This window comes from Halomicrobium zhouii, assembly GCF_900114435.1.
GTDB classification, from domain to species: domain Archaea; phylum Halobacteriota; class Halobacteria; order Halobacteriales; family Haloarculaceae; genus Halomicrobium; species Halomicrobium zhouii.
On record NZ_FOZK01000001.1, the window covers coordinates 152,426 to 177,740 of the forward strand.

At 66.1% G+C, this 25,315-nt stretch carries 27 protein-coding genes; 11 read left to right on the forward strand and 16 right to left on the reverse strand.

All coding sequences use genetic code 11. From position 1 onward, the window contains the following. Positions 1-99 precede the first annotated feature (99 nt). A complete protein-coding gene (locus tag BM337_RS00795) occupies positions 100-1,680 on the reverse strand; it encodes a Cdc6/Cdc18 family protein (RefSeq protein ID WP_089812961.1) in 1,581 nt (526 codons plus the stop codon). A 1,198-nt stretch (positions 1,681-2,878) separates the two neighbouring features. Between BM337_RS00795 and BM337_RS00800 the strand changes: the two genes are divergently transcribed. The 5 genes from BM337_RS00800 (at position 2,879) to BM337_RS00820 (ending at position 5,927) form a co-directional block, all read left to right on the forward strand. Beyond that, positions 2,879-3,523, forward strand: coding sequence for a GTP-binding protein (locus BM337_RS00800; protein WP_089812963.1), 645 nt, complete (start codon positions 2,879-2,881; stop codon positions 3,521-3,523). Positions 3,524-3,526: 3 nt separating this feature from the next. Next, the gene (locus BM337_RS00805) at positions 3,527-3,910 is read left to right on the forward strand and encodes a DUF2073 domain-containing protein (RefSeq protein ID WP_089812966.1); all 384 of its coding nucleotides are present in this window, start codon (positions 3,527-3,529) and stop codon (positions 3,908-3,910) included. After that, positions 3,910-4,674 carry an OapC/ArvC family zinc-ribbon domain-containing protein gene (locus BM337_RS00810; protein WP_089812968.1) on the forward strand — a complete coding sequence of 255 codons (765 nt, stop codon included), beginning with the start codon at positions 3,910-3,912 and terminating at the stop codon, positions 4,672-4,674. The genes BM337_RS00805 and BM337_RS00810 overlap by 1 nt, the downstream gene beginning before the upstream one ends. A gap of 76 nt (positions 4,675-4,750) precedes the next feature. Continuing rightward, positions 4,751-5,167: a hypothetical protein gene (locus BM337_RS00815; protein WP_089812970.1), complete on the forward strand. Its 417-nt coding sequence runs from the start codon at positions 4,751-4,753 to the stop codon at positions 5,165-5,167. 307 nt (positions 5,168-5,474) lie between these two features. Continuing rightward, on the forward strand, positions 5,475-5,927 hold the full coding sequence (locus tag BM337_RS00820; protein WP_089812972.1) for a hypothetical protein: 453 nt from the start codon (positions 5,475-5,477) through the stop codon (positions 5,925-5,927). 51 nt (positions 5,928-5,978) lie between these two features. On the opposite strand, the gene mdh is transcribed toward BM337_RS00820, so the two are convergent. Together mdh and BM337_RS00830 are read right to left on the reverse strand one after the other, a co-directional pair. Further along, entirely contained in the window at positions 5,979-6,896 is a 918-nt protein-coding gene (gene mdh, locus BM337_RS00825; RefSeq protein ID WP_089812974.1) for a malate dehydrogenase, read from the reverse strand. 108 nt (positions 6,897-7,004) lie between these two features. Continuing rightward, positions 7,005-7,250, reverse strand: coding sequence for a hypothetical protein (locus BM337_RS00830; protein WP_089812976.1), 246 nt, complete (start codon positions 7,248-7,250; stop codon positions 7,005-7,007). A gap of 75 nt (positions 7,251-7,325) precedes the next feature. Between BM337_RS00830 and BM337_RS00835 the strand changes: the two genes are divergently transcribed. Then, entirely contained in the window at positions 7,326-8,132 is an 807-nt protein-coding gene (locus tag BM337_RS00835; RefSeq protein WP_089812978.1) for an Sjogren's syndrome/scleroderma autoantigen 1 family protein, read from the forward strand. Between the two features lie 67 nt (positions 8,133-8,199). Here the strand turns inward: BM337_RS00835 and BM337_RS00840 are convergent, their stop codons facing one another. The 3 genes from BM337_RS00840 to BM337_RS20850 form a co-directional block, all read right to left on the reverse strand. Continuing rightward, positions 8,200-8,736 carry a peroxiredoxin family protein gene (locus BM337_RS00840; protein WP_177227098.1) on the reverse strand — a complete coding sequence of 179 codons (537 nt, stop codon included), beginning with the start codon at positions 8,734-8,736 and terminating at the stop codon, positions 8,200-8,202. 84 nt (positions 8,737-8,820) lie between these two features. After that, positions 8,821-11,448: a DEAD/DEAH box helicase gene (locus BM337_RS00845; protein ID WP_089812982.1), complete on the reverse strand. Its 2,628-nt coding sequence runs from the start codon at positions 11,446-11,448 to the stop codon at positions 8,821-8,823. A gap of 793 nt (positions 11,449-12,241) precedes the next feature. Further along, positions 12,242-12,379, reverse strand: coding sequence for a hypothetical protein (locus BM337_RS20850; protein ID WP_177227099.1), 138 nt, complete (start codon positions 12,377-12,379; stop codon positions 12,242-12,244). A 99-nt stretch (positions 12,380-12,478) separates the two neighbouring features. Between BM337_RS20850 and BM337_RS00850 the strand changes: the two genes are divergently transcribed. Both BM337_RS00850 and BM337_RS00855 read left to right on the forward strand, forming a co-directional pair. Beyond that, positions 12,479-12,958 (forward strand): cation:proton antiporter regulatory subunit, encoded by a 480-nt coding sequence (locus tag BM337_RS00850; protein WP_089812986.1) that lies wholly within the window; start codon positions 12,479-12,481, stop codon positions 12,956-12,958. After that, a complete protein-coding gene (locus BM337_RS00855) occupies positions 12,958-14,160 on the forward strand; it encodes a cation:proton antiporter (RefSeq protein WP_089812988.1) in 1,203 nt (400 codons plus the stop codon). The genes BM337_RS00850 and BM337_RS00855 overlap by 1 nt, the downstream gene beginning before the upstream one ends. Before the next feature lie 11 nt (positions 14,161-14,171). Here the strand turns inward: BM337_RS00855 and BM337_RS00860 are convergent, their stop codons facing one another. Genes BM337_RS00860 through BM337_RS00870 form a run of 3 tightly spaced genes read right to left on the reverse strand, consistent with a single transcriptional unit; the run spans position 14,172 to position 17,393 of the window. Then, a complete protein-coding gene (locus BM337_RS00860; RefSeq protein ID WP_089812991.1) occupies positions 14,172-14,750 on the reverse strand; it encodes a diacylglycerol/polyprenol kinase family protein in 579 nt (192 codons plus the stop codon). 4 nt (positions 14,751-14,754) lie between these two features. After that, on the reverse strand, positions 14,755-16,551 hold the full coding sequence (glyS, locus tag BM337_RS00865) for a glycine--tRNA ligase (protein WP_089812992.1): 1,797 nt from the start codon (positions 16,549-16,551) through the stop codon (positions 14,755-14,757). Further along, entirely contained in the window at positions 16,548-17,393 is an 846-nt protein-coding gene (locus BM337_RS00870) for a CBS domain-containing protein (protein ID WP_089812994.1), read from the reverse strand. The genes glyS and BM337_RS00870 overlap by 4 nt, the downstream gene beginning before the upstream one ends. A 466-nt stretch (positions 17,394-17,859) precedes the next feature. Between BM337_RS00870 and BM337_RS20855 the strand changes: the two genes are divergently transcribed. From BM337_RS20855 to BM337_RS20860, 3 genes are all read left to right on the forward strand, one after another. Then, a complete protein-coding gene (locus BM337_RS20855) occupies positions 17,860-18,027 on the forward strand; it encodes a DUF7556 family protein (RefSeq protein ID WP_177227100.1) in 168 nt (55 codons plus the stop codon). A 460-nt stretch (positions 18,028-18,487) separates the two neighbouring features. Further along, on the forward strand, positions 18,488-20,074 hold the full coding sequence (serA, locus tag BM337_RS00875) for a phosphoglycerate dehydrogenase (RefSeq protein ID WP_089812996.1): 1,587 nt from the start codon (positions 18,488-18,490) through the stop codon (positions 20,072-20,074). Between the two features lie 75 nt (positions 20,075-20,149). After that, a complete protein-coding gene (locus BM337_RS20860; RefSeq protein WP_177227088.1) occupies positions 20,150-20,311 on the forward strand; it encodes a hypothetical protein in 162 nt (53 codons plus the stop codon). 48 nt (positions 20,312-20,359) lie between these two features. On the opposite strand, the gene BM337_RS00880 is transcribed toward BM337_RS20860, so the two are convergent. From BM337_RS00880 to BM337_RS00910, 7 genes are all read right to left on the reverse strand, one after another. After that, positions 20,360-20,629, reverse strand: a complete 270-nt coding sequence (locus tag BM337_RS00880) for a hypothetical protein (RefSeq protein ID WP_089812998.1) — start codon at positions 20,627-20,629, stop codon at positions 20,360-20,362. A 453-nt stretch (positions 20,630-21,082) separates the two neighbouring features. Continuing rightward, on the reverse strand, positions 21,083-21,499 hold the full coding sequence (locus BM337_RS00885; protein ID WP_089813000.1) for a hypothetical protein: 417 nt from the start codon (positions 21,497-21,499) through the stop codon (positions 21,083-21,085). Positions 21,500-21,591: 92 nt separating this feature from the next. Further along, the gene (gene thrC, locus BM337_RS00890; protein ID WP_089813001.1) at positions 21,592-22,848 is read right to left on the reverse strand and encodes a threonine synthase; all 1,257 of its coding nucleotides are present in this window, start codon (positions 22,846-22,848) and stop codon (positions 21,592-21,594) included. Between the two features lie 39 nt (positions 22,849-22,887). Beyond that, entirely contained in the window at positions 22,888-23,388 is a 501-nt protein-coding gene (locus BM337_RS00895; RefSeq protein ID WP_089813003.1) for a hypothetical protein, read from the reverse strand. A 51-nt stretch (positions 23,389-23,439) separates the two neighbouring features. Beyond that, positions 23,440-24,429 carry a CapA family protein gene (locus tag BM337_RS00900; RefSeq protein ID WP_089813005.1) on the reverse strand — a complete coding sequence of 330 codons (990 nt, stop codon included), beginning with the start codon at positions 24,427-24,429 and terminating at the stop codon, positions 23,440-23,442. Positions 24,430-24,477: 48 nt separating this feature from the next. Next, entirely contained in the window at positions 24,478-24,855 is a 378-nt protein-coding gene (locus BM337_RS00905; RefSeq protein ID WP_089813007.1) for a helix-turn-helix domain-containing protein, read from the reverse strand. Between the two features lie 158 nt (positions 24,856-25,013). Then, positions 25,014-25,289, reverse strand: coding sequence for a hypothetical protein (locus tag BM337_RS00910; protein WP_089813009.1), 276 nt, complete (start codon positions 25,287-25,289; stop codon positions 25,014-25,016). Positions 25,290-25,315 lie beyond the last annotated feature (26 nt).

The following is a 25,315-nucleotide window of genomic DNA, read 5'->3' on the forward strand; positions in this document are numbered from 1 at the left end:
GGCTCGAACGGAGCGATTCGTGGCGATGGTCACAACTTCGTATCGGTACTGGTCGTGCCCGGGCCGACCATCACCAGGAACGGAGTACAACCACCACTCTCAGTTGTCGAAGCGGGCCTGGACGAACGGTTCGGCGTCGTCGATGTCACCGAGCCTGGAGTCAGAGAGCAACACGGCCTCCGTCTCTTCGAGTGGAACCGAGAGGCTGATCTCCTTGGTCCGGCCGTACCGGCCCTTCGAGACGACGACGGCGTTGACGATACCGAGCATGTCGAGTTCGGAGATGAGGTCGGTGACCCGGCGCTGTGTGAGGATGTCGGCGTCGATCTCCTCGCAGAGCCGTTTGTAGATGTTGTACACCTCGCCCGTGTTGATGTTGCGGACGCCGTTCTTCTCCAGCAGCATGATCGCGAAGAGGACGATCTTCGACTGCGTCGGGAGGGTCCGGACGACCTCGACGACCCGGTCGAGTTCGATCTTCTCCTGGGCCTTGCGAACGTGGGCCTCCTGGACGAGGTCCGTCTGGTCGCGCTCGGCGAGTTCGCCGGCGGTCCGGAGCAGGTCGAGAGCGCGGCGGGCGTCACCGTGTTCCTGGGCGGCGAAGGCCGCACACAGCGGGATGACGTCGTCCGACAGCGCGTCGTCCTTGAACGAGACGTCAGACCGGTGGTCGAGGATGTCCCGGAGCTGGTTGGCGTCGTAGGGCGGGAAGACGATCTCCTCCTCGCCGAGGCTGGACTTGACGCGGGGGTCCAGGAAGTCGGTGAACTTCAGGTCGTTCGAGATGCCCATGATCGAGACCCGGGAGTTCTCGAGCTGGGAGTTCATCCGCGAGAGGTTGTACAGCGTGTCGTCGCCCGACTTCTCGACGAGCTTGTCGATCTCGTCGAGCATGATGACGACGACGCGCTCGTGGTAGTCGACGGCGTCGAAGAACGAACTGTACACCCGGTCGGTGGGCCACCCGGTCATCGGTACCTCCTCGAAGCCCTCCCTGTCTGACTCGAGGTCGTCTATCTCCTCGGTGACGGCCTCGACGCCGTCGAACTCGGAGTCGGCCAGTTCCGCATCGTCTTCGCGTGCGCGCTCGCGAAGCGATTCGAGTTCCGCGACGCGGTCGTCGATGACCGCCTCGTTCTTCTCGATGAACTTGTTCGCGAGCTGTGCGAGGACGCGGTACTGGGTGTCGGTCACCTCGCAGTTGATGTACTCGACCTCGCAGGGAACCTCGTACTTCTGGGAGGTCGTCTCAAGTTCTTCGCTGACGAACTTGGCACTGGCCGTCTTTCCGGTGCCGGTCTTCCCGTAGATGAGGATGTTCGACGGTGAATCTCCCCGGAGAGCGGTGACCAGGATGGTCGCCATCTTGTTGATCTGCTCCTCGCGGTGGGGGAGCTTGTGCGGCGTGTAGGAGGGTCGCAACACTTCCTTGTTCTCGAAGATCGGTTCCCCCGAGAGGAGATCGTCGAACAGGCCCCGGGAGGCCTCACCAGACTCGCCGTCGCCGTCGGCGTCGAGTTCGTCCAGGACGACGTCGTCGAGGTCGGTCCCGACGGACGCCCCGGTCAGCTCGTCTTCACTGGCGCTGTCCGCGTCGTCGACTTCGGTTCCGTCCGGACCGTTCGATGGACCGTCGCTATCGCCATCGTCCGGATCCGATTGGTCGCCCGTATCTGTCATGGTGTGGAACGCAGACCCCTTCGTTTCAAGTGGAAATTCTCGTGCGCAATACCAGGACGGGCCAGAGAGGCCATGATTGACCGGCTCTGCCGGATTTCGACGTGCGAGGCCCGTCCAGTTGAACCAGCAGAAACGGTGGGTGAAGGAATATTAAATATTTCGGTCCGGGCTGTTTTCGGTCCGTGCACTTCCCCCGTCTCGTCGTGAGTCAGTCCACCGATCGGCAGCTGGTGTTCGAGACCGGTTTCTGCAGCGTCACATTTCGACTGGAATGACCAACCAGTGGTGATAGGTATCCTACAGTTCCGTCACCGGAGAAGGAAGGGTGGTCGGTTCCACGTGAACCGACCCCCCAACCCCTTCGTTTCGACTGGAACGAGATATCGACGGGGACGGCTCTCAGAGAGATGCTGCCGATAGCTAGGAAAGATTTATTATAACCCATGAAAAACCAAACCCGTACTAGAGAAAAAGGAAAAGTTGGTGGAGGCGTCGGTGCCTAGATACTAGCTAGAGTCGAAATAGACGGTGCTGGGCCGCTCTGTCGTCGAAAACGTCGTTTCTACCGCTCTCTGTCCGGTTATTCCGTCCCTCACGGATTCGTGGGGTTGTTCCACTCCAGTCGAAACGAAGGGGTTGGGGGCACTCGTTGTCCCGTTCCTGTCCCGAATGCGGGACGAACGATCCCTCGAGGTCTCGCTTCGATGCCGACGAGAGGCGTCAGTCGTTCCCCGCCACGGCTCGCTCCGTCACACCTTCGTTTCCACACTACTCACAGACTCGTTCCTGAACCACCCTCACCGCCCATTTTCACTGCATCTTCCATTTCAACAGCGTTCCTCTGTTTCAACAGTGTCCCTCCGTTTCAACAGCGTCCCTCCGCTTCAACAGCGTTCTTCCCTGTCCACTCTCACATCACGTTCCAGATAGTGGTATCTGTTCCCAAGCTGAACGCAGACGAACAGAACTAACGAGTCGTTCGGCCTCCATGGCGATCAGACCCCATCTTTCTTGGGACGAGTTCCTGACAGGAAAATACTCCTATCCCGTGAGAACGGCCGGTAGGGCGGGAATCAGAGCGGACCGGGATCGGCGATAGAATAAGAATTGTTACAGTTGTCTGACGTAGGCTTAAGTGAGTACGACTGTGTACAACGCTTACACCACCGAATACGCACGTTCGGCGGGAGGATAGAGGATGGGACTGCTAACAAACCTCAGAGACAGTATATCACGGGCTGCATCGAGCCTGTTCTCGGAAGAGGACCCCAAGCGGATCGGCATCTACGGCCCGCCGAACGCTGGGAAAACGACCCTGGCCAATCGCATCGCTCGCGACTGGACCGGCGACGCCGTCGGTCCGGAGAGCCACGTTCCCCACGAGACCCGGCGCGCCCGCCGGAAGGAGGACGTGGAGATCGAGCGTGACGGCAAGACCGTCACCATCGACATCGTCGACACGCCCGGCGTGACGACGAAGGTCGACTACGAGGAGTTCCTCGACCACGACATGGAGAAGGACGACGCCGTGCGTCGCTCCCGCGAGGCCACCGAGGGCGTCGCCGAAGCGATGCACTGGCTCCGCGAGGACGTCGACGGCGTCATCTACGTCCTCGACTCCTCGACGGATCCGTTCACGCAGGTGAACACGATGCTCATCGGTATCATCGAGAGCCAGGACCTCCCGGTCCTGATTCTCGCGAACAAGACGGATCTCGAGGACTCCAGCGTCCAGCGCATCTCGAACGCGTTCCCCCAGCACGAGACGATCCCGCTCTCGGCGCTGGAGGGCGACAACATGGACGAGGTCTACGACAAGATCGCGGAGTACTTCGGAGGATAGCACATGGCAGAAATGAAATCAAAAGAGGGCGTCCAGATCGACCTCATCAGCGGTGAACGTATGGACGGACTGACGTCCATGGAGAAGATACGGATGATCCTCGACGGCGTCCGCGACGGCAACATCGTCGTCCTCGAGGAGGGACTCTCGCCCGACGAGGAGTCCCGGCTCATCGAGGTGACGATGACGGAGATCAGCCCCGACGAGTTCAACGGCATCGAGATCGAGACCTACCCCAAGTCCAGCTCCTCGAAGAGCGGCATCTTCGAGCGGCTGATGGGGAACGACGAGTCCACCAAGAAGCTCACCGTCATCGGCCCGGCCAACCAGATCGAGACGTTGCACAAGGACGAAACCCTCATCAGCGCGCTCGTCTCCCGGAAATAATGCCACACCAGTGTACGGACTGTTCGCGCGTGTTCGACGACGGGTCCAAGGAGATGCTCTCGGGCTGTCCGAACTGCGGCGGCAACAAGTTCCAGTTCAAACCCGCGGGATCGGACGCGTCCGTCGACACGACCGCTGAACCACCGGAGCCCGCGGATCCACCGGACCCGGCGGGTTCCTCCTCCGTCGCCCGCACGGTCGGCAAGACCGCCGCCACCGTCCGCGACCTGATGAGCGGCTCCGACGACGAGGAACCGTCGGTCGGCGCGCCCGACACGGATCCGATTGGCGGGAACGACGGCGTCCCGACCACGCAGGAGGACACCGCCCAGGCCAGCGCCCGGAGCGACATCGTCTCACCCGACGAACTCCCCTCCGGAACCACCGGCGACACGGAACACCGGTTCCGGCCCGTTCGGACCGACGACGAATCCGACGATGGCGCCACGGCGTCGACGACCACCGAGCGCGAATCCGCGGCCGAGGCGTCGGTGCCCGCCGGCCAGGCAGGCCAGGCCGCCACCACTTCCAGTCCGTCGGCAGCCGAGGAACCAGCCGACGACCAGTCGGCAGAATCCCGCGACCGTCCGGACCTCGAAGAGCTACGGGCCGAACTGAACGACCAGTTCGAGAGCATCAAGGTGCTCAGCCCCGGCCAGTACGAGCTCAACCTGATGGAGCTGTACGACCGCGAGGAGTACATCGTCGCGCTCCAGGAAGACGGCCGGTACTCCATCCAGGTCCCCGAGAACTTCCGGGACTGACGATTCGACGGCCCCCGTTTCGTGTGCGCCACCGACGCTAATTTTTATTCGTAGCACTTGCGAAGCGGAGCCCGTAGTGACCCTCCACCTCTCCAGGATCAATTCTAGTAGTACCAGATCGGCGCTCCGTTTCGGAGTGTTGTATGGCGCCGTCGGCGGCATCGTGATGGCGGCTCAGGCGATACAGGACCCAGTTGCAGCCTTCGTGGAATCGCCACTCGGGATGAGTGTGCTATATCTGTTCCACATCGGTTTCGTGACCGGAATTGCGAGTCTCGTCGGCTACACGTGGGCGAGGTACAGCCTCGTGACCCCTGTCGTCGTCATAGCGCTTCTCTCGATCGATATTGTCCAGCCCGACTCGCTGTCTCTCGGGAACCCGTATGTGCGGAACCTGTTCAGTCTGTTGTACGCATTCGTAGCGATGATTGTCCTCGGCGTCGTCGAATACGCTCTCCGGGCTGTCACGGGTCGACTGCTCGCTGACCGATAGCGGCTCGCCGTCTCGGACGCGGCCTTTCCCCTGCGGGCACAATCGTTATATTCGATCCATTCGTTCGACACAACCACCATGCACCGAGAGCCACGACATCTCGAAGAGTGGGCCGCGCTCCTCGGTGACGACCTGTCCGACGACCTTGTTGACGGTGACGACGCGGACTCGCTGGTCACCGAGGACGGCGCTGGTTGATCCGCAGGCCGGTCTGCCGGTTTGCGCACGCTGTAGCCGCCGATACGGCGTCTATCGAAAGTTGCCTCCGCACCGGAAAGATTGTTACATCGCCGGCTAGTTGCGAATTATGGGCACGAGAGAGGCGAGTAGCGGGACCCAGCTTACGGTGGCCGGATTCGGGGCCGTCGCCCTCGGCGTCGCCGCCTTACTCTTCTGGCTAGTCGGAACCGATTCGGGCCCGGAGAGTCACACGGCCGGATTCGCAGTCACACTCGCCGCCCTCGTCGGCTGGCTCGGCTTGCTCGTCACCGGTATCGGGTTGCGTATTCCGGCCGGTGAGCGGTGGGGTATCGCGTTCTCTCGGGGACAGCGGTACTGCTTTCTCACATCGACGATCGGCACGCTCGGGATCGTCGTCGTTCCAGTCGCCAGTCTGGTGATGGGCGCCGGCTCCTCCCGGATTCCGTACTTCGGTACCATGGGGTCACTGGTTCTCGGAGTCGGCGCGCTCGCGGTCGGCGTGCTGTGGCGCACCGGCGAAGAAATCTCACGCCGTTACGACGTCGGCTCGTCCGAGTAAAACCGGCCGCTCGATGTCGCCCGGCGACGGTTACCGCCCGCCGCGACGCGCTCAGCTGATCTTCTCGTACTGGTCGGCGAGCTTGTCGGCCGCTTCGGCCATCAGCTCTTGCTCGTAGTCGTCGAGCTCCCAGTCGACGACCTCCTCGACGCCGTTCGAGCCGAGCTTGACCGGGACGCCGAAGGCGGTGCCCTCGTGGCCGTACTCGCCGTCGAGGACGACCGAGCCGGGGAGCACCTCGCCCGTGTCGCGGACGACGGCCTCGACCATGTGCGCGACGCCCGTCGCCGGGCCCCACTCGGTGGCGCCCTTGCGTTCGATGACGTTCATCGCCGACTCCTGGAGGTCTTCGAGGATCTCCTCGCGCTCGTCCTGGTCGAACTCGGGGTCGCGGCCGTCGATGCGGACCTTCGAGAAGACGGGGACCTGGGCGTCGCCGTGCTCGCCCAGGATGGTCGCCTCGACGTTCCGGACCGGGACGTCAAAGCGCTCTGAGAGGACGTAGCGGAATCGCGCCGAGTCGAGGCGGCCGCCGAAGCCGATCACCTGCTCGCGCGAGCGGTCGCCCGTCTCGTAGAGGTGGCGGTTGAGCAGGTCGACGGGGTTCGACGTCGTGATGGTGACGTAGTCGCCGTCGTTGTGCTCGGCGATGGACGAACCGATGTCGTCCATGATGGGAGCGTTGTCGCCCGCCAGGTCGATGCGGGTCTGGCCGGGCTGGCGCGGGATGCCCGCGGTGATGACGACGACGTCGGAGCCGGCGGTGTCCTCGTAGGTGCCCTGCCGAATCCGCGTGTTGGAGTCGTAGGCGACCCCGTGGTTCGTGTCCGCGGCCTGTCCGACCGTGACGTCCTCCTGGTCCGGGATGTCGACGTAGACGAGCTCGTCCGCGATGTCGCGCAGGGCGATGTTGTACCCCGCAGCGGCACCGACGGTTCCCGCCGCGCCGACGACTGTTACCTTCGTCATAACGTGTCTACTGGCGCCCGGATGGACGAAAAGACTGTCGGAGTGTCACCACTCCACACGATCGCTGGCGGGGTTCGCTCCGTCCGCGAGTGGGTCGCGACCGCCCACCTACTCCCCGGATTCGTGCTGGTCGTGAGCGACGCCGAACAGGAACCCGGAGAGGAAGAGCAGTTCGTTCCCGACGTAGTAGGCCGCGAGGACGTCGTCGACGACGTTCGTCACGGCCGCCGGGGCGGCCAGTCCGAGGACAGCGAGGACGAGCGCGACGACGGCGGCGAGGCCGGCGACCCACAGGGTGACCCGGCCGGAGACGTAGCCGACGAGGAAGACGACGACGGCGCCGAGGAGTGACATGGTCGGTACTACGGCGAACGGGCCGATGAACCTTCTCCCGCAAACCCTTTTCTGCCGCGCGGCCACACGTCCCGTATGAGCGACTTCGACAAGGAAGCCGAACGCGAGAAGTTACGCGAGAAGTACGAACAGGACGAAGAGCGTCGGAAGACGACCGAACAGATGAGCGAACTCCTCCTGAAGGGCGCGACGATGACCAACGCCCACTGCGGGGACTGCGGCGACCCCATCTTCCGCTACGACGGCCAGGAGTTCTGTCCGACCTGCCAGAAGCCGGTCGACCGCGGTGGGCGCGGTGAGGCAGACGCCGAGGGAGGGACCGACGGCGATTCGGAGACGGCCGAATCGGGCGACCGTCCCGCGGCGAACGGCGACGCCCGGCCCGAGGACATCGAGGTAACCAGTCCGAGCGACGACGCTACCGTCCAGTTCGGGAGCGACGAGGCGACTGGATCGGACCGGCGGGGCCCCGACCAGTCGGCGGCGGAGCAGTCTGCACCGGACCAGTCGGCGGCGGATCAGGCGCGCGAGGCCATCGCGGATCAGTCTGCAGACGAACCGCAGGGGGCTCCCGACCAGGACCGCGGCGCTGACGAGACCGTCCAGCAGATCCCGTCAGCCGCCCCCTCGGCGTCAGTGAACACCGACCAGGAGCCGTCGATGTCGGGGTCGCAGTCGGTCGACGTCGGCGTGGACGAACCGACCGGGACGCCGTCGAGCGACGCCGTCGGGCAGCACCTCGGTCAGGCACAGGTCGTCCTCGCCCAGACCGTCGAGCGTCACGCGCGGCTCGCGGCGGCGGCTGAGACGCCACGCCAGACGCGCGAGCACCTCGAAACCGCGCGCGAGGCGGCCGAGACACTCGAGGCGACTGGGTACTAGCGATACGAAGAGAGTCGACGCACCGACGGCGGTCCGGGACCGCGGTCGGTCGGCGTCGTCACCGGCTTCAGAAACCGTCGCCGGCCGCTTCCGCGTCCGGACCGGTGCCGACCGGGCCGACGACGCTGTCGGTCGCGTGGTCGTCGATGGCTGCGAGCACGGCGTCCACCGCGGACGCGTCGCTCGCCCTGTCGGTCTGGACCGTCCGGGCGAACCGGAGCTGGTCGCCGTCGGACTCAAACAGCACCGTCCCGGGACACTCCGGGAGGAGCCGCTGGAACGGCTCGAACGTGTCGAACGCGTTGCCGTCGTCCGCCACCGACTTCGGATCGGTCAGCAGGCCGAACGGCAGGTCGTACCGGCGCTGCCAGAGGGACGCCCGTTCCGGGCAGTCCGGCAGGACGGGCACGACGGCCGTCGAACGGCCGGCGAGCTCCTCGTAGGCCGCGGCCAGCGACTGCACTAGCTGGCGGGACCGCGGACAGTAGTGATCACGTAACAGTACGGCGACGACGTAGTCGTGACTCCCCGCCAGTTCCGTCGCCGTACGCGTTTCTCCACCCGCACCTGTATCCGGCAGTGCGAATTCGAACGATTCCCCCACTTGATACGTCGGTGTACTCACACCTGACCCCCGATATTTGTCTATACCGAACGACCATTAAACTTGCCACAACAGTAGCCTAATTTACTCTTTGTAGCCGCTAGCGACGACTTCGCGGATGCGCGTGGCGGTCACCTCGCCGACGCCGTCGACGTCCATCAGGTCGTCCTCGCCGGCGGTCATCACCGCCTCGACGCTACCGAAGTGCTCGAGCAGCGTCCGGGCGGTGACCGGGCCGACCTCCGCGACGGAGGAGACGACGTACTCCTGTTGTTCGGGCAGGGTCCGCGACTGCTTCTCGCCGTGGACGTCCACCTCCCGGTCGCCGGTCTCCTGCTCGCGCCGGGCGATGGTCTCCAGCAGGTCCGCCGTCTCCGTCTCGTCGGTCGTCCGGAGGATGCTCGCGCCGAAGTCGACGGCCAGCGAGGCCAGCGCCCCCTGGATGGCCTTGTGGTGGACGTTCCGGGCACCGTAGAGGTCACCGCCCTCGATGACGACGACGGGGCGGGCGTAGTTCCGGGCGGCGTCGCCGACCTGCTCGAACATCGAGCGGTCACCGCCCGTGAGCGTGTCGAGGAAGTCGCTGACGGTCTTGCGCTCGACCGAGACCCTGTCGGAGAGGATGTAGTCGCCGACGGCCAGCGTCTCGAGCCTGGTCTCGATTCCCTCGCGCGTCGAGAGGTCCCGCGCGATGGTCGAGTCGAGTTCGCGCTGGTCGGCGACGATCTCGACCGTCTCTTCGCCGTCGGCGTGTGGTTCGGGGTAGGTTCCCTCGGGGTCAGCGTCGCCGTCGCTCGCGCCCCCGTCGTCCGCGTCACTATCCCCGTCGTCCGGGTCGTCCGCCTCGCCCCGGTCACTGTCCCCGGTCGCCTGGTCGGTCCCGGCGAACGCGTCCAGCCCGGCCTGTCCGTCGCCCTCATCGGAGTCCGCTTTCTCCATCCCCTTTCCTTCGTCTGCGTTCCGGCCCGTGTGGGTGTCGATAGGCCGCTCTGGAGTCTCTTCGGTTCCACTCGAAGCGGTGGTGTTTTCGGCGTCGGTAGGACCCTCCTTACTACCGCCATCGGCCCCGTCACTGCTGGCTTCACTCGGCGATCCGCCGCCATCGCTCTGGGATTCGTACTCCTCCAGTCCGGCCTGGTCGTCGACGAGTTCCGACTTGATCTCGTCGGCGGCGGACTTCAGCTCCCGGAGCTCCCGTTCCATCCGTTTCTCGTCCTGCCGGGACTTCCAGAAGTACGCCTCGTCGCGGGTGTCCTCGGCCAGCAGGACGTGGACCTTCCCCGACGTCTGCCGACCGGTCCGCCCCTTGCGCTGGATGGAGCGGATGGCAGTCGGGACGGGTTCGTAGAACAGGACGAGGTCGACCTCGGGGACGTCCAGGCCCTCCTCGGCGACGGAGGTCGAGACCAAGACTTCGAACTCGCCGGCGCGGAACCGGTCGAGGGTCTCCTGTTGCTCGGTCTGGGTCATCCCCTCGCTCCCGTCGGTGTCGCTCTGGCCGACGAACTTCTGGACCGCGAAGTGGTTCCCGAGGAACTCGACGAGCGTCTCGGCGGTGTCCCGGGACTCGGTGAAGACGATGACGCGCTCCCCGTTCTCGATGCCCAGCGTCTGGGCCAGCAGCATGCGCGTCTGGCGGAACTTCGGGTGGAGGTCGTCGTAGGAGTCGGCCTTCCGCATCGCCTCCTTGACCTTCGGCTCGCTGACGAGGCGCTGGTCGGCCTTCGACGCCCCCGAGGAGCGGGCGGCCTCGCGCTGGCGGTCGAAGTAGCGATTCAGCGCCTCGACGCTCTGGGTCTCGACGTAGGTGACGGCGGTCCGGAGCTTGCGGATCTCGGCCAGCAGGCTCATCCCGCTGTACCCCTCGGACTGGTCGTTGTCCATCAATTTGCGCAACTCTGCCTGCATCCCCTGGATGTCTCGCTCGGAGACGTCCGGGGACGTCGAGGAGGCGACGCCCAGCTCCTTCAGCTTGGTCAGACGGTCCTTCACGACCTCGTTGAGCGCGTCGCGGATCTCGATGACCTCGTCGGGCAGCTGGACGCGCTCCCACTGGACGTCGGTGTCGTGGGTGAACTCGTCGACGTCGGCGTCGGCCTCGGTCATCACCGTCACCTCGTTCAGCCCGAGGTTCTCACAGACCTCCAGGATCTCCTCCTCGTCGCCGCCGGGCGAGGCGGACATCCCCGTGACGAGCGGGTCGTCGGCGTCCGCGTGGTAGCGCTCGGCGATGTAGTTGTACGCGTAGTCGCCCGACGCCCGGTGACACTCGTCGAAGGTGCAGTGGACGACGTCGGAGAGGGAGATGCGGTTGCCCACCAGGTCGTTCTCGACGACCTGCGGCGTCGCGATGACGACGCGGGCGTCCTCCCAGAGGTCGGCGCGTGAGGCCGGGCGGACGTCGCCGGTGAACACGACGATCTCGTCGTCGGGAATCGTCAGCGCCTCGCGGTAGAACTCGGCGTGTTGCTGGACGAGCGGCTTGGTCGGTGCAAGCAGGAGCGACTTCCAGGCCGCGTCTTCGAGTCGCTCCGCGGTCACCCGCAGGCTCACGGTCGTCTTGCCCAGTCCGGTCGGGAGACAGACGAGGGTGTGGTCGCGCAGCGCCGCCTCGGCCAGTTCCGTCTGGTAGCGGCGCTTCTCGAGCATATTCGGCGTGATGCGCGGGTGCTCGACGTACTCGCCCTCGTACTCGGCGTCGGACTGGGCCATCCGGTCGGTCGTTCGCCCTCTCTCAGTTTAAGAGTTCGCGTAGCGTGGCGAAAGTGGAGCTAGGGGGACGGGTTCTGTGTGTTTGAACGGGTGTGAGTTGACCGGTTAGCTCGTCGGAATTTCGCTGAAAGGACTCCCACCGCCAACACCCAGAAAGCCCTCGGCGGGCTCCAGTCCCGCGGCCCACTTGCGCTCCTCGTGGTTCGAGAGAGCGAAGCTCTCTCGTCATCACGAAAGGCGCTGCGCGCCTTTCGAACGACTTCGCTCCGGTGCTTAGTGGGCCGGGGTTCCCGGAGCCCGCCTCGCCCTTTCAGTCCTCCAGGCCCGCACCGCAGCCCTGCCCTTCCCCTGGTCGCGCGATGAAACGCGCTCCCGGCCGACCGCCGGGCGGTTGCTGAGTGGTCAGGAAGCGTGTCGCGCCGCCAGGCGCGACCGGGGAGGTTTGGTGGAGTTAAGCGCGAGCGCCTCCGTGCGCGAGCAATGCTGTCCTGGTGTCTTGGGCGAACGGAGTGAGCGCAAGGCTCAGGAGAGCTTGCTCTCCTGGTGGACTGAAAGGGCGAGGTGCGGTCGACGAAGCACGGACCCGCAAGCACCGAACGGCGTGAGGCGCGCAGGGGGTCCGCGCGAGTCGAGCGTGCCGAGGGCTTTCGAGTTGTTTGAACTCGTACTCACTGCTGAAACGTCGAAATCCACTGATCACTCACTCCTTGATTTGTACTGACCAGTTTCAGGACCGAGAGTCACCGAAGAACCGGTCCGTTTCGTTTCGAACGCCATCCACCACCAACCCCACCTACTCGTCGTCCTCGTAGACCTTCTCGGCCAGTCGTTCGGCGACGAACAGCTGCGGGTTCCGGCGGATGACGTACCCGACGATGGCGACGAGAAGCAGGAGACTGACGACGGCACCGACCACCACCTCGACGAGCATAGTGGGCGAGTCGTGATTCGCGGGCATAAGTTTGCCGGGGACTGCGAGGTCTACCGTGGGACCTCATCGCTTAATAACGGGAGGCACAAAGCTCGACGCATGACTATCTACGAGACGGAGGTCCCCGGGGTCGGACACAAGTTCGAACTCGAGGTCGACGGGGGCGAGCGGCTGGTGGTGATCATCCACCACGACGGGAAGCGGGACGTCTACAGACGGCCGGACCCGGACGCCGACAGCGAACAGCTGTTCTCGCTGACCGGCAAGCAGGCCCGCCAGCTCGGCTCTATCCTGGAGGGGGCGTACTTCCAGCCGGTGGAACTCGACGAGGTGGAGGTGCCGCTGGGGGAGGCTATCATCGAGTGGACCGAGGTGGGCGCCGACGCGCCCGTCGCGGGCGAGACGCTGGCGGACGCGAACATCCGCAAGCGGACGGGGGTGTCCGTGATGGCGATCCAGCGGGGCGGGGACACCATCCCCAATCCCGGTCCGGACGAGACTATCGAGACCGGCGACGTGCTCGTCACCCTGGGCTCGCGCGAGGAGCAGTCGTCACTGGAGGAGCTGGTCGAGGACTGATGGCGGCGTCACTCGTCGAGATCGGGATCGCACTGGCAGCCGTGGCGCTCGCCGGGCTGGCGGCCAACCGCGTCGGGCTGTCGGTGATCCCCGCCTACATCGTCGCGGGCATCCTCGTCGGGCCGGAGTGGCCAACGGAGGTGCTGGGGGTCTCGCTCCAGCTCGTCGCGTACGGCGAGTTCGTCGAGGTCGCCGCCGAACTCGGCATCGTCTTTCTCCTCTTCTTCCTCGGCCTGGAGTTCAGCGTCGGCCAGTTGCTTGCCGACAGAAAGCGGATCACCACGGCGGGATCCGTGGACTTCCTGCTCAACTTCGGGGCCGGCGTCGGGCTGGGCGTCCTCTTCGGCCGGACGCCCCTGGAGACGCTGCTGATCGCCGGCGTCGTCTACATCTCCTCGTCGGCCGTCGTCACGAAGTCGATCATCGACCGGGGCTGGGTCGCGAACCCGGAGGCCGAACCGATCCTCGGGACGCTCGTCTTCGAGGACATCGTCATCGCGGTGTACCTCGCCCTCGTCGCCGCGCTGCTGACCGGCGCGGGCGACCTGACCGGGGCGGCGACGGACGTCGTCCGGGCCTTCGCCTTCCTCGGGGCCGTCGCTGCCGTCGCCTGGTACGGAACCGACTACGTCGAGCGGGCCTTCGACCTGCCCAACGACGAGCTGTTCCTGTTGCACGTGCTCGGCGCGACGACGCTCGTCGCCGGGGCGGCGCTCGCGACCGGCGTCAGCGAGGCCGTCGCCGCCTTCTTCGTCGGGACCGCGTTCAGCCAGACGCCCCACACCGAGCGCATCGAGGACGTCGTCGCCCCGGTCCGGGACCTCTTTGCCGCCGTCTTCTTCTTCGCCATCGGGCTGACGACGGACGTCACCGTGCTGGCCGGCGTCGCCGCCCTGCTCGCGGTCGCCGTCGTCCTCACCACCGGAACCAAGCTCGTCAGCGGTACCATCGGCGGGCGCGTCTACGACCTCTCGCCCACGCGGTCGCTCCGGACCGGTATCGGCCTCGTTCCGCGAGCGGAGTTCTCGCTGGTCATCGCGACGCTTGCCGCAGGCGCGGGCGGTAGCCTCGCGGACGTCGTCCCGGCGTTCACCGTCGGCTACGTCCTCGCGATGAGCGTCCTCGGGACCGTCATGATCCAGCACGCAGACCGGCTGACGGACTCGCTCGCACCGCTCGTGGGCGACGTGACCGGCGAGTGAGGACCGGGCGATCAGGCGACCGACGGGAGATACCGGATCCCCGCCGCGATCGCGACGGCCGCCGCCAGCGGGATGGTGAGGTTGTCGTCGACGACGTAGCCCGCGACGACGGGTTTGAGTCCGTCTGCGGCCGTCGCGGCCAGCGCGCCCAGCACCGCGGGCACGGTCGGGACGCCCAGCCCCGCCGCGATGAGCAGACAGACGCCGAACATCGTCAGCAGGACGTAGGCCTGCTTGGCGGTCCGCAGTTCGCCAGAGCCCAGCAGGCCGCTGATCGGGTCACCGATGGTGAGCATCAGGATGGCCGGGATGGCGACTGACTGGTCGAAGGCGACGGCGACGACGCCCATGCTGATCAGCGCCAGCGCGTAGCCCGCCAGGTTGTCCTGTTCGTACTCGCGCGTGAGGCGGTCGTAGACGACCCAGTCGAGGCCGACGTAGAGCCGGACGATCTCCAGAACGATGGCCGCGACCGCACCGGCGACGAGCACCCCCTGGACGAGTTCCCACCGGGAGGGGTCGACGACGGCGATGAGCGGGACCAGGGTGCCGCTGGCGTGGACCAGCCGGCGCTTCAGTTCGTCGGCCATCGCCTCAGAGGTCGTCGAACGACAGGTCGCCGTCCCGCAGCGCGGTCAGCGTCTCGGCGAGATCTTCGACCGGAATCCGCCGCTGTGCGGTGGTGTCGCGCTCGCGGACGGTGACGGTCCCTGGTTCCCCCTCGTCGTCGTCCCGGCCCTCCCCGATAGTGGTGTAGTCGACGGTGACGCAGAACGGCGTGCCGACTTCGTCCTGCCGGCGATACCGGCGGCCGATGGCGCCGGCGTCGTCGTAGGTGACCGAGAGGCCCGCCTCCCGCAGTTCGCGGGCGATGGCTCGCGCTTTCTCCCCGAGGCCATCTCTGTCCATCAGCGGGAAGACGCCGACGGTCGTCGGGGCGACCTCCGGGGGCAGTTCGAGGAACGTCCGCTCCTCGCCGTCGATCTCGTCCGCGCGGTACGTGTGGTCGAGGACGGTGTACAGCGCCCGGTCGATACCGAGCGAGGGCTCGACGACGTGGGGCGTGACGTGCTCGCCCGACTCGGTGACCTCCTCGACGCTGAAGTCGGTCTGGGAGACGGGGACGTCGTGCTCCTCGCCGTCCACTTCGACCGTCACGTCCCCGTCTTCTCCCGCTTCCTCGAACGCCGCGGGGTTCCGTTCGGCCAGGGCAGCCAGCGCGTCGGCGACGTCCTGTGCCGCGCCGCCGAACTCCGGCCCGAGGTAGCTCATGTCCGGGTCGACGAGGGCCTTCTCGGTGGTAATCGGTTCGTCGTACTGCTTGAACACCGTGAAGTCCTCGTCGGAGTGTTCGTCGTGCTTCGAGAGGTCGTAGTCCGACCGGTAGGAGAAGCCGCCGAGTTCGATCCAGTCGCCGTCCACCTCGCCCTCGGCGTCCCAGCAGTCCGCCGAGTAGTGGGCGAGTTCGCCGGGGAGGTGCTGGCGGAACCGGAACCGGTCCATGTCCACGCCGATCCGGTCGTACCACTGCTTCGCGAGGCCGAGGTAGTAGGCGATCCAGGGGTTGCCGACGACGCCCTCCTCGACGACCTCGCGGATCGTCGCTTCGTAGGGATCGCCGTCGTCGGCTTCCTGTTCGGTCGCCGGGTAGAACGGTGCGGTGACGTCTTCGACGGGACCGAGGTCCGGTTCATCCTCCTCGGGGTCGATGAACAGCTCCAGTTCGGCCTGGGTGAACTCCCGGACCCGCAGGAGCGACTTGCGGGGGGAAATCTCGTTCCGGTAGGCCCGCCCGATCTGGGTGACGCCGAAGGGGAGCTGGTTGCGGGCGTACTCGGCCAGCTGGGGAAATTCGATGAAGATGCCCTGCGCCGTCTCCGGGCGCAGGTAGCCCGGGTCCGAGGAGCCCGGTCCGATGTTCGTCTCGAACATGAGATTGAAGTCCTCGACGGCCTGGCCGGCGAGGCCCGCCCCGCAGTTGGGACAGACGAGTTCGTACTCGGCGATGAGCTCCTCGACCTCTTCGACGGGCAGGGCCTCGGCGTCCTCCAGGTCGGTGTTGTCCTCGACGACGTGGTCTGCCCGGTGGCTCTCGCCGCACTCCGGGCACTCGACGAGCATGTCGTCGAAGCCGTCGAGGTGGCCCGACGCCTCGAAGACTGGTTCGGGCATGACGGTCGGCGCGTCGACCTCCATGTTGCCCTCCTGGATGGTGAACCGGTCGCGCCAGGTGTCCTCGATGGCCTGTTTCAGCGCCGCGCCCTGGGGACCGAAAGTGTAAAAGCCCGAGACGCCGCCGTAGGCGCCCGCCGACTGGAGGAAGAAGCCGCGGCGCTTGGCCAGTTCGACGAGCCGTCGGCCGTCCGCGTCTCGTTCGGCGTCGTCCGTCATAGACCCTCCAGGAGATCCATGTCACGGACGATGCCGACGAGCTGGTCGCCCGAGACGAGCGGAATCTGTTCGACGTCCTCTTCGATCATCATCTGTGCGGCCTCGCGTGCGGTCCGGCGCTCGCCGATGGTGACGAGATCCGCGGTCATGAACTCCCGGACCGGTTTGGCCGGGATCTCGACGTTCCGCGTCGGCATGTACCGGCTGCCGACGGCCTTGATCGACTCCCACTTCCAGTCGTCGTCGTCACCGGCCATCGAGTCGCCCGTCTGGGCCTCGCCTTCGACGACCCGAGCGACGTCGATGATGTCGACCTCGGTGATCATCCCGCAGGTCTCCCCGTCGTCGTCCAGGACGACGCCGTAGGGGACGTCGGCGTGGAACAGCTCCTGCTCGGCGACGGGCAGGGGCGTCCCGGCGTAGACGCAGTTGACGTACCGGCGAGCGAGTTCGCCGACGTCCGTGTCGCCGTCGGCGTTCCCGGTGGCGATGGCGCGGATGACGTCGGTGACGGTGACGATCCCCTCGAGCTTCCCGTCGACGACGGGGACCCGACGTGCTTCCTCGGCGGCCATCACGGCCGCGACGTGTTCGATGCTCGCGTCGGCGGTGACGGTGGGCGTCTCCTCGATGAGTAGCGCCAGCTGGTCCTCGTCGGGCTGTTCGATCAGCGACTCGCGGGAGACCAGTCCGCGGAACTGTTCGCCGTCGTCAGTCTGCTTGATGATCGGAACCGATGAGAACTTGCGCTCCTGGAGGTACTCCAGCACGTCGGCGCGGGTGCCCGGAATCTCGACAGTCACGACCTCCGAGCGGGGCGTCATGGCGTCTGCGACGTTCATGTTGCGATTCACCGCCCCCACGTACAAAGTCCTAACCTTCCGACCCCACCTTTTTCGTCGTCCTCAGAAATCGAAGATTTCTGACGGGCTGCACGAGAGCTCCGCTCTCGTGAACGTCGGGTTCGCGCTCCGCGCGAACCACTCCTCGAAAAACGTGGGCGAAAAAGACCGGTCGCTCGGCTCCGCCTCGCGACCGGGTGCTGCGCTGGTGCCGACCGTACCGCCACTTCACCGCAACCGCAACTGCGGACTACACGGCCACCCCGGTCTGTGGGTCGCTCAGGTGATCACCGAGCGTGCGCGGGCTGAGGACTGGTTCGTTACCACTTCACACGAGGGTACTGAACCCTGTTGTGGGCATATATTACCGCAATATCCCGTTGAGTCAGCCGTTCGTCCGACGCAAAACTTACGCCCGTCCCCGGATTTCGACATTCTTATATATGGGTGTTACACATTGTCATACATGGAGTCGAACACGGTAGCAAAGACCGAGGCGGCAACCGATGCAGACGTCATGGCTTCCGTCGAAACCGGCCAGGAGAATACGCTCATCATCGCCGACGTAAGCACCGACGGCGCGTATCTGACGGCGCCACTCGCCGACGCCGCCTCGCTGCCGGCCTGGCGGTAACCTACCGTTCTTCGGACGGGTCACTCCCGTCGCTGTCCGTTTTTTCGGTGTCCGACTTCGGCAGTGACGTCTATCGCCGAGCGACGCGACGCCGGGACCCTGGTGGTCCAGAGGTACTCGGGACCGAGTACGTCGTGGGCCGGCGTTCACGGCTCGCTGCTCGCGTGTCGCTAGCGCTCCCGCTCGCTCGTTCGCCGGGCCTTCGCTACTCGCGGCTAGCGCCGCTCGTTCTTCGGCGGCCCCTCCCTCCGGTCGGCGCCGTCCACCGCTCAGCCCCGGCCGGCTCACGGCTCGCTTCGCTCACCGTTCGCACATTCGCTGGGCCCTCCCTTCGGTCGGCCCCAGCCGGCTCGCGTGTCGCTCACTGCGTTCGCTCCCGCTCGCATTGTCGAGGCCCCTCGCTACGCTCGACGCCTCTCAAAAAACAAGCGTTATCCCTTCCCCCACAGATTCCACGCACATGAACGTACTCGTTACAGATCCGATCGCTGACGCGGGTCTCGACCGCCTGCGAGAGGCGGGCCACGACGTCGAGACCGCCTACGACGTGGAAGGGGAGGCACTGCTGGACGCGGTCGCCGACGCGAACGCACTGATCGTCCGCTCGGGCACCGAAGTCACCGAGGAAGTGCTGGCCGCCGCGCCGGATCTGGTCATCGTCGGCCGGGCCGGCATCGGCGTCGACAACATCGACATCGACGCCGCCACCGACCACGGCGTCATCGTCGCCAACGCGCCGGAGGGCAACGTCCGCGCCGCCGCGGAACACTCCGTCGCGATGGCCTTCGCCACCGCCCGCTCGATCCCGCAGGCCCACGACCGACTCAAGGACGGCGAGTGGGCCAAGGGCGACTACCTCGGCACCGAGGTCAACAACAAGACGCTGGGCGTCGTCGGCTTCGGCCGCGTCGGCCAGGAGGTCGCCAAGCGCCTCGGTAATCTGGGGATGGACGTCGTCACCTTCGACCCCTACATCAGCGAGGAGCGCGCCGAGCAGTTCAACGCCGAACTCGTCGAGGACCTCGACGACTGCCTCGAAGCGGCGGACTTCCTCACCATCCACACGCCGCTGACGCCGGAGACGGAGGACATGATCGGCGAGGAGGAACTCGCCCAGCTCGAGGACGGCTACGTCGTCAACTGCGCCCGCGGCGGCATCATCGACGAGCCCGCCCTCGCCGAGGCCGTCGCGGACGGCATCCTCAAGGGCGCCGCCATCGACGTCTTCGCCGAGGAACCGCTCCCCGAGGACAGCCCGCTGCTGGACGTCGACGACGTCATCGTGACCCCGCACCTCGGCGCCTCGACGGAGGCCGCCCAGGTGGGCGTCGCCACCTCGACCGCCGACCAGATCCTCGCCGCGTTCGAGGACGAACCGGTCGTCAACGCACTCAACGCCCCCTCCGTCGACGAGGCCGTCTTCAGCCGCATCCGGCCCTACATCGGCCTCACGGAGACCGCCGGCAAGGTCGCCGTCCAGCTGTTCGACGGCCGCGTCGAGAACGTCGACGTCACCTACGCCGGCGACATCGCCGAGGAGGACGTCGAACTCGTCACCGCCAGCGCACTCAAGGGCGTCCTCGAACCCCTCGTCGGCAGCGTCAACGGCGTCAACGCCCAGGGCATCGCCGAGAACCGCGGCATCGAAGTCACCGAGACCAAGACCAACCAGGCCGAGGACTTCCAGAGCCTGATCACCGTCGAAGTCGGCGACGGCGAGGACAGCGTCCAGGTCAGCGGCACCCAGTTCGCCGGCGACGACGAACGCATCGTCCGCATCGACGGCTACCGCGTCGACGCCATCCCCCACGGCCACATGCTCGTCGCCCGCAACGAGGACGCCCCCGGCGTCATCGGCTTTATCGGGACGGTGCTGGGCGAGGCCGGCATCAACATCGCCGGGATGTTCAACGGCCGCGGCACCATCGGCGGCGAGGCCCTCTCGGTGTACAACCTCGACGAGGAACCCACCGACGACGTGCTCGCACGGCTCAACGACGACGAGCGCATCATCGAGACGAAGCACATCTCGCTCAACGGCGCCTGAGAGACGAGGATTTAGCCGGCCACAGGGGTCGGTCCGCACCGGAACCGATTTTTCCGCGCTGTTCGACGCGCCCGCATGGACGACGCCCTCCGTCACCGCCTCGACGCGGCCTTGTTGTTACTGCTCGCGACATTCCTGTTGGTCCTCGTCGTTGCCGTGCGGACTGCCAGGACCGAGACGATCGGTGTTCTGGTGCTCGTCGGGTTGATAGCCATCAGTCAGTACCGCAGCGAGTAGCGACCGGGAAACGTCGAAAATGGTCCGACTGGGGCCGTTCCTCGCGACTCAGAAGAGGCCGCGAAGCAAGCCCGTCGATTCGTTCTCCGTCTGCCGCTCGGCGTCCAGCAACTGCTCGTAGTGGTCGATGACCTGGTCTCTGCGCTGGCGTTCGCGAACGAGTTCTCGCTCCAGTTCCTCGATGTAGTTACAGAGGATTTCCCGCTCGACGTCGAACTTGGTCCGGGTGTCGGTGGTATCTATTCGGCCGGTAGCGACTGGGATGGTGGCTGATTCGTCCGAGACCCCATTCTCGGCGGTCGAAGCGTTCGAGGACACGCTAGTGTGTACCACAGGTGACTACAAAAAACCGCGTCGGACGCGCGTCACATGGTACGTAATCTGCGTTACGTGTGGCGATTCTCGGGATGTTTGCGGAAAACCTCTGCCCGCCCAGTCGAAGTCAACGGCACTCCGACAACGACGTCGAAAGCCCTCGGCCCGCTCGCCTCGCGCGGCTCGCTGCGCTCCTCGCCTGTCGGCTGCGGTGCTTACATCGCCGTGCTTCGGCCACCGGCCCTCGCCCTTTCATTCCACCAGGAGAGCAAGCTCTCCTGCGCCCTCGTTCGCTTCGCTCACGAGGACACCAGGACAGCACGGCACAGCGGACCGCCACACGCCTCCCCAACCGATTGCGCTTCTCGCAGGCTGCGATGCTCATCCCTCGCACGGCTTCGTCGCGGCCCGGAGGCCGCGACAGCGCGCGCCAGATGGAAATTCCACCAGAGTTCTCTACTGGCTGTCTGGGTTCCCCTTCGCCGATGACTCCGGATTCCGTGGCCAGAAGGCTCCCAGCGAGACGTACACCGTCGCTGCAAACGACAGAATCGAAAACAGGGTGATTACAGCGATGGTTGTATTCCTCGGAACGGCGGCAGCGTACCATAGTTCCAGAAGTCTCCAGCCCAGGATGGCAATAGCAAGACTGAGAGCCGCACGTTCGAGTCTCGTCGGCGTCCGACGACGTGGATGGCGCGTCCGAACGAATACGGCGTAGAAAATCACAGCGGGGAGGAAGAGGGCGGATGCAGTCCAGAAGTGAGTGCTGACACCATCTCGTACCGCCGAGTCCATGGCCGTCCACGTGAGTAGGGAGGTGAGCCCGAGCAGAAACAGTGACCATTCGACAGCGCTGTACAACGCGCTCATGACGTTCGTATCTGCGCCGGTACGTAAAATCCTTCGCGAGCGCGGCGGAAATTTGGGGTCGAAACGCCGGCTGGCGTGATTCGGGCTGCCGGTCAGTTTCCAGCCAGGTGGTCCAGCACGGCGTCGGTGTCGTTGGGGACGGGTTCGGGGTCGACGCCGGCCTTGGCGGCGGCGTCGGGGTCCTTGAGCAGGTGGCCCGTGGTCAGGCAGACGACGTTCTCGTCGGAATCGACGACGCCCTGTTCGCGGAGTTTTCGGAGGCCGGCGACGCTGGCGGCGGAGGCGGGTTCGACGCCGACGCCTTCCTCGGCGAGGTCGCGCTGGGCCGACGTTATCTCCTCGTCGCTGACGGCGACGGCGGTGCCGCCCGTCTCGCGGATGCCCGGGAGCGCCTTGGGCGCGTTGACGGGGTTGCCGATGCGGATAGCCGTCGCGATGGTCTCGACCTCGTCCCAGCGCCGGACCTCGTCGTTGCCCTCCTGGACGGCCTCGACCATCGGCGCCGAGCCCTCGGCCTGGACGCCGGTGATCTTGGGGACGTCTCCCTCCTCGATAGCGCCGGCCTTGCGGAGTTCGCGGAAGCACTTGTACAGCGCCGCGGTGTTGCCGGCGTTGCCGACGGGCAGGACGATGCGGTCGGGATAGGTCTCGTAGTCGGCGAAGAACTGTTCCATGAACTCCAGGCCGATGGTCTTCTGGCCCTCCAGTCGGAAGGGGTTCAGCGAGTTCAGGAGGTACGCCTCGCCGCGGGAGGCGAGGTCCTGAACGATGTCGAGGCACTGGTCGAAGTTGCCGTCGACCTCCAGGATGCGGGCGCCGTGGAGCGACGCCTGGGCGACCTTGCCGGCGGCGACCTTCCCGGCGGGCAGGAGAACGAGCGTCTCCAGGTCCGCACGGGCGCCGTAGGCCGCCAGCGCGGCGGAGGTGTTCCCCGTCGACGCGCAGGCCAGCCGACCCACGCCCAGTTCCTGAGCGACCCGGACCCCGACGGTCATCCCGCGGTCCTTGAACGACCCGGTGGGGTTCATCCCCTCGTGTTTGATCCGCAGCGCGCTCACGCCGACGTCGTCTTCGAGGCGGGGAACGCGATGGAGCGGCGTGTGTCCCTCCGGCAGGGTCACGCCCTCCTCGAACGGTAGCGCGGCGTTGTACCGCCAGACGCCCTCGCCCTCGAAGTCGTCCCAGGTTGGCAGGTCGGCGTAGCGCGCCTCGAGCAGTCCGTCGCACTCGTCGCAGGTGTACCGGATGGCGTCGAAGGGTGCGAAGTCCTCGCCGCACTCGATGCAGGTCAGCCAGACGCCGTCGTCGGCGACCGACGGCACGTCGTCCGTGAGTTCCAGTTCGGCCATTACGTTGGGCCAGACCCCCTGCGGCAAAAAGTGGGGCGGTTAGCGCTGCGGAGCGTCTGACTCTCCATTTCCGTGTCTGCGAACGCTCACGTAGCCACGCCGTGCCGCGCTGGCGGTCCGATAGAGGGCGGCCAGTAGCGCGAGGACGATGGCGATGCCCAGGAGCTGAGCGAAAACGCCGCCCTCCTCGACGGCCCACGGAATCGCCAGGAGCAGGAACCGGACGGCGACGACGAGCGCGGCGACGGTCGTCACCCCGACGAGGCAGTACCGGGCCGCCCGCTGTTGGGGACCGCCGCGGTCGACGACGTCGAGGCCGTACAACTGTACCGCGGCTCCCTCGGCAGCCAGCCACAGCGCCGCTACGGCGCTCGTCCCGGTCCAAGCGAGCGTAACGGGGTCGGGAACGACGAGTCCAGTCGCTTCCAGCAGTATCGCCGGCGCGCCGACGAGCGCGACGAACGCCAGCGGACCGAGCAGGACGAGCGAGCTAAACACCGCCGCGAACCCCCGCGCCAGGGTTCGGATGGAGGGCGCCATGGACGACCTGCAAGTGCGACGACAATAAAGCCGACCGATAGACCGTCCGGGCTACAGTTCGACCGCCAGCGACTCCCCCTCGCGTTCGAACTCGGTGTCGTACCCGCGGGACCGCTCGTGCATCGTCTCGCGACACCACCGGGCCGCGTCCCCGGTCGCCAGGTGAACCTGACACCCCCTTATTTCGACTGGAACCAGCCGTAATCTCACCGGCGTGGCGCGGTCGTCGACGGTCAGTTCGAACAGGAAGCTCCGGTCGTTGCGCAACTCTTCGTCGACCCGGTAGTCGTCGACGAAGTCCCCGCAGTCGTACAGTAGCAGGCCGTCGTCCCTCGCCTCGACGGCCTCGAACACGTGGGCGCTGTGGCCGTGGACGACGTCGACGCCCTCGGAAAGCAGCCATCGGCCCCAGCGCACGTGACTCTCGAACGGTTCTTCGACCATGTTCGGACCCCAGTGCAGCGACGCCACGAGGAGGTCCGGGTCGTACTCTCTGGCCCGGTCGAGCATCGATCGAGCGACCGCCCGGTTGGCTTCGTCGTCCACGTCCAGTTCCAGCCGCGCGACCCCCGGCGATTCGGGGCCGGCGGCGTACTCCGGCGTGTTGTCGGTGAGGGAGACGAACGCCACCGTCACCTCGCCGACGTCGACCACGGCGGGCGCTCGCGCGTCGCGTTCGTTTCGACCGGCGCCCGAGTGCGCGATGTCACCCTCGTCAAGCGCGCCGAGGGTGTCGAGCAGGGCCTCTTCCTGGAAATCGAGCAGGTGGTTGTTGGCGAGGTTCGCCCAGTCGACGTCGGCCTGTCGGAGCGCGGGCACGGCCCACGCTGGATCCGCGCGGAAGTGAAACGGACGGTGGGTCCGGCGCCAGGGCCGGCCCCGCGTCGACAGGCAACACTCCAGGTTGACGAACAGCCCGTCCAGTCCCCGGAGCCGCTCCAGCACGTCGCCCCACACCGCCGTCACCGGACGGTTCCGTTGTCGCTCGTCGACGTTCCGCCCGAGCATCACGTCACCCGTGAAGCCGAGCGTCTGTGCCATGTGCTGTCGTACGATCAGGGGAAAGAAAAGTCCGCGGTGGGCCGGCCCTCAGTCGCCGAACTCGTCGATGCGCTCGTGGACGGAGGCGGCCCACTCGTCGAGGGTCGCGTGCATCAGTTCCCGGGCCTCGTCCAGGGGCGTGGCGGAGTACTGGTAGACGTGCCCGCCGCCGTCGAGGAGGCGCCGCTCCCGGTCGGCCAGCCCCTTCTCGCGCAGCGTCGACAGCGACCGGTTCACGTTGCTCCGGTCGCGGTCCAGTTCCTCGGCGAGTTCCTCGACGGTGCTCGCGGGGCTGTCGAGCAGCGTCCGGTAGGTCCTGACTTCGTGCTCCTGGATGCCGAACACGCAGGCCATCACCTCGGACAGCCCGGGTTCGTCGTCGAGCATCAGGTCGCGGAATCGCTCCGGGGACGGATCGACGGCCATGGCTCGACGTTCCGTCTCCAGCGTGGTAAACGTCGCAGTTACCCGAAGGTCACCAGAGTCCACGTCGGGTACTCGCCGTGAGCCCGATTCCAGTAGCTGGTCGGTCGAGAAAGATCACAGTCGGTCGGACTGACCGAACCGTCGTCAGGCCCCCTCGATTACAGTTCGAGCCACTCGGCGTACGTGTCGTAGAGGCCCAGCGCCCAGACGGAGCCGACGATGATGGGAACGAGGATCGCACCGAGACCGAGCGTGACGACCGTCAGTACCATACTGAGGACGATCGCGAGCACGAAACCTCCGAAAAACGCGATCCCTTCCTTCTTTCGGCCCTGATAGAGCTGTCCGACGCCGGGGATGACGAAGGAGAGGACGAGCGCTATCAGCTGTTCGTTGCCGCTGCCGCCTGTCGCGTCTGCTTGTGCCTCTGCCATACCAGAGAGACCCTCTTTCCCAGTAT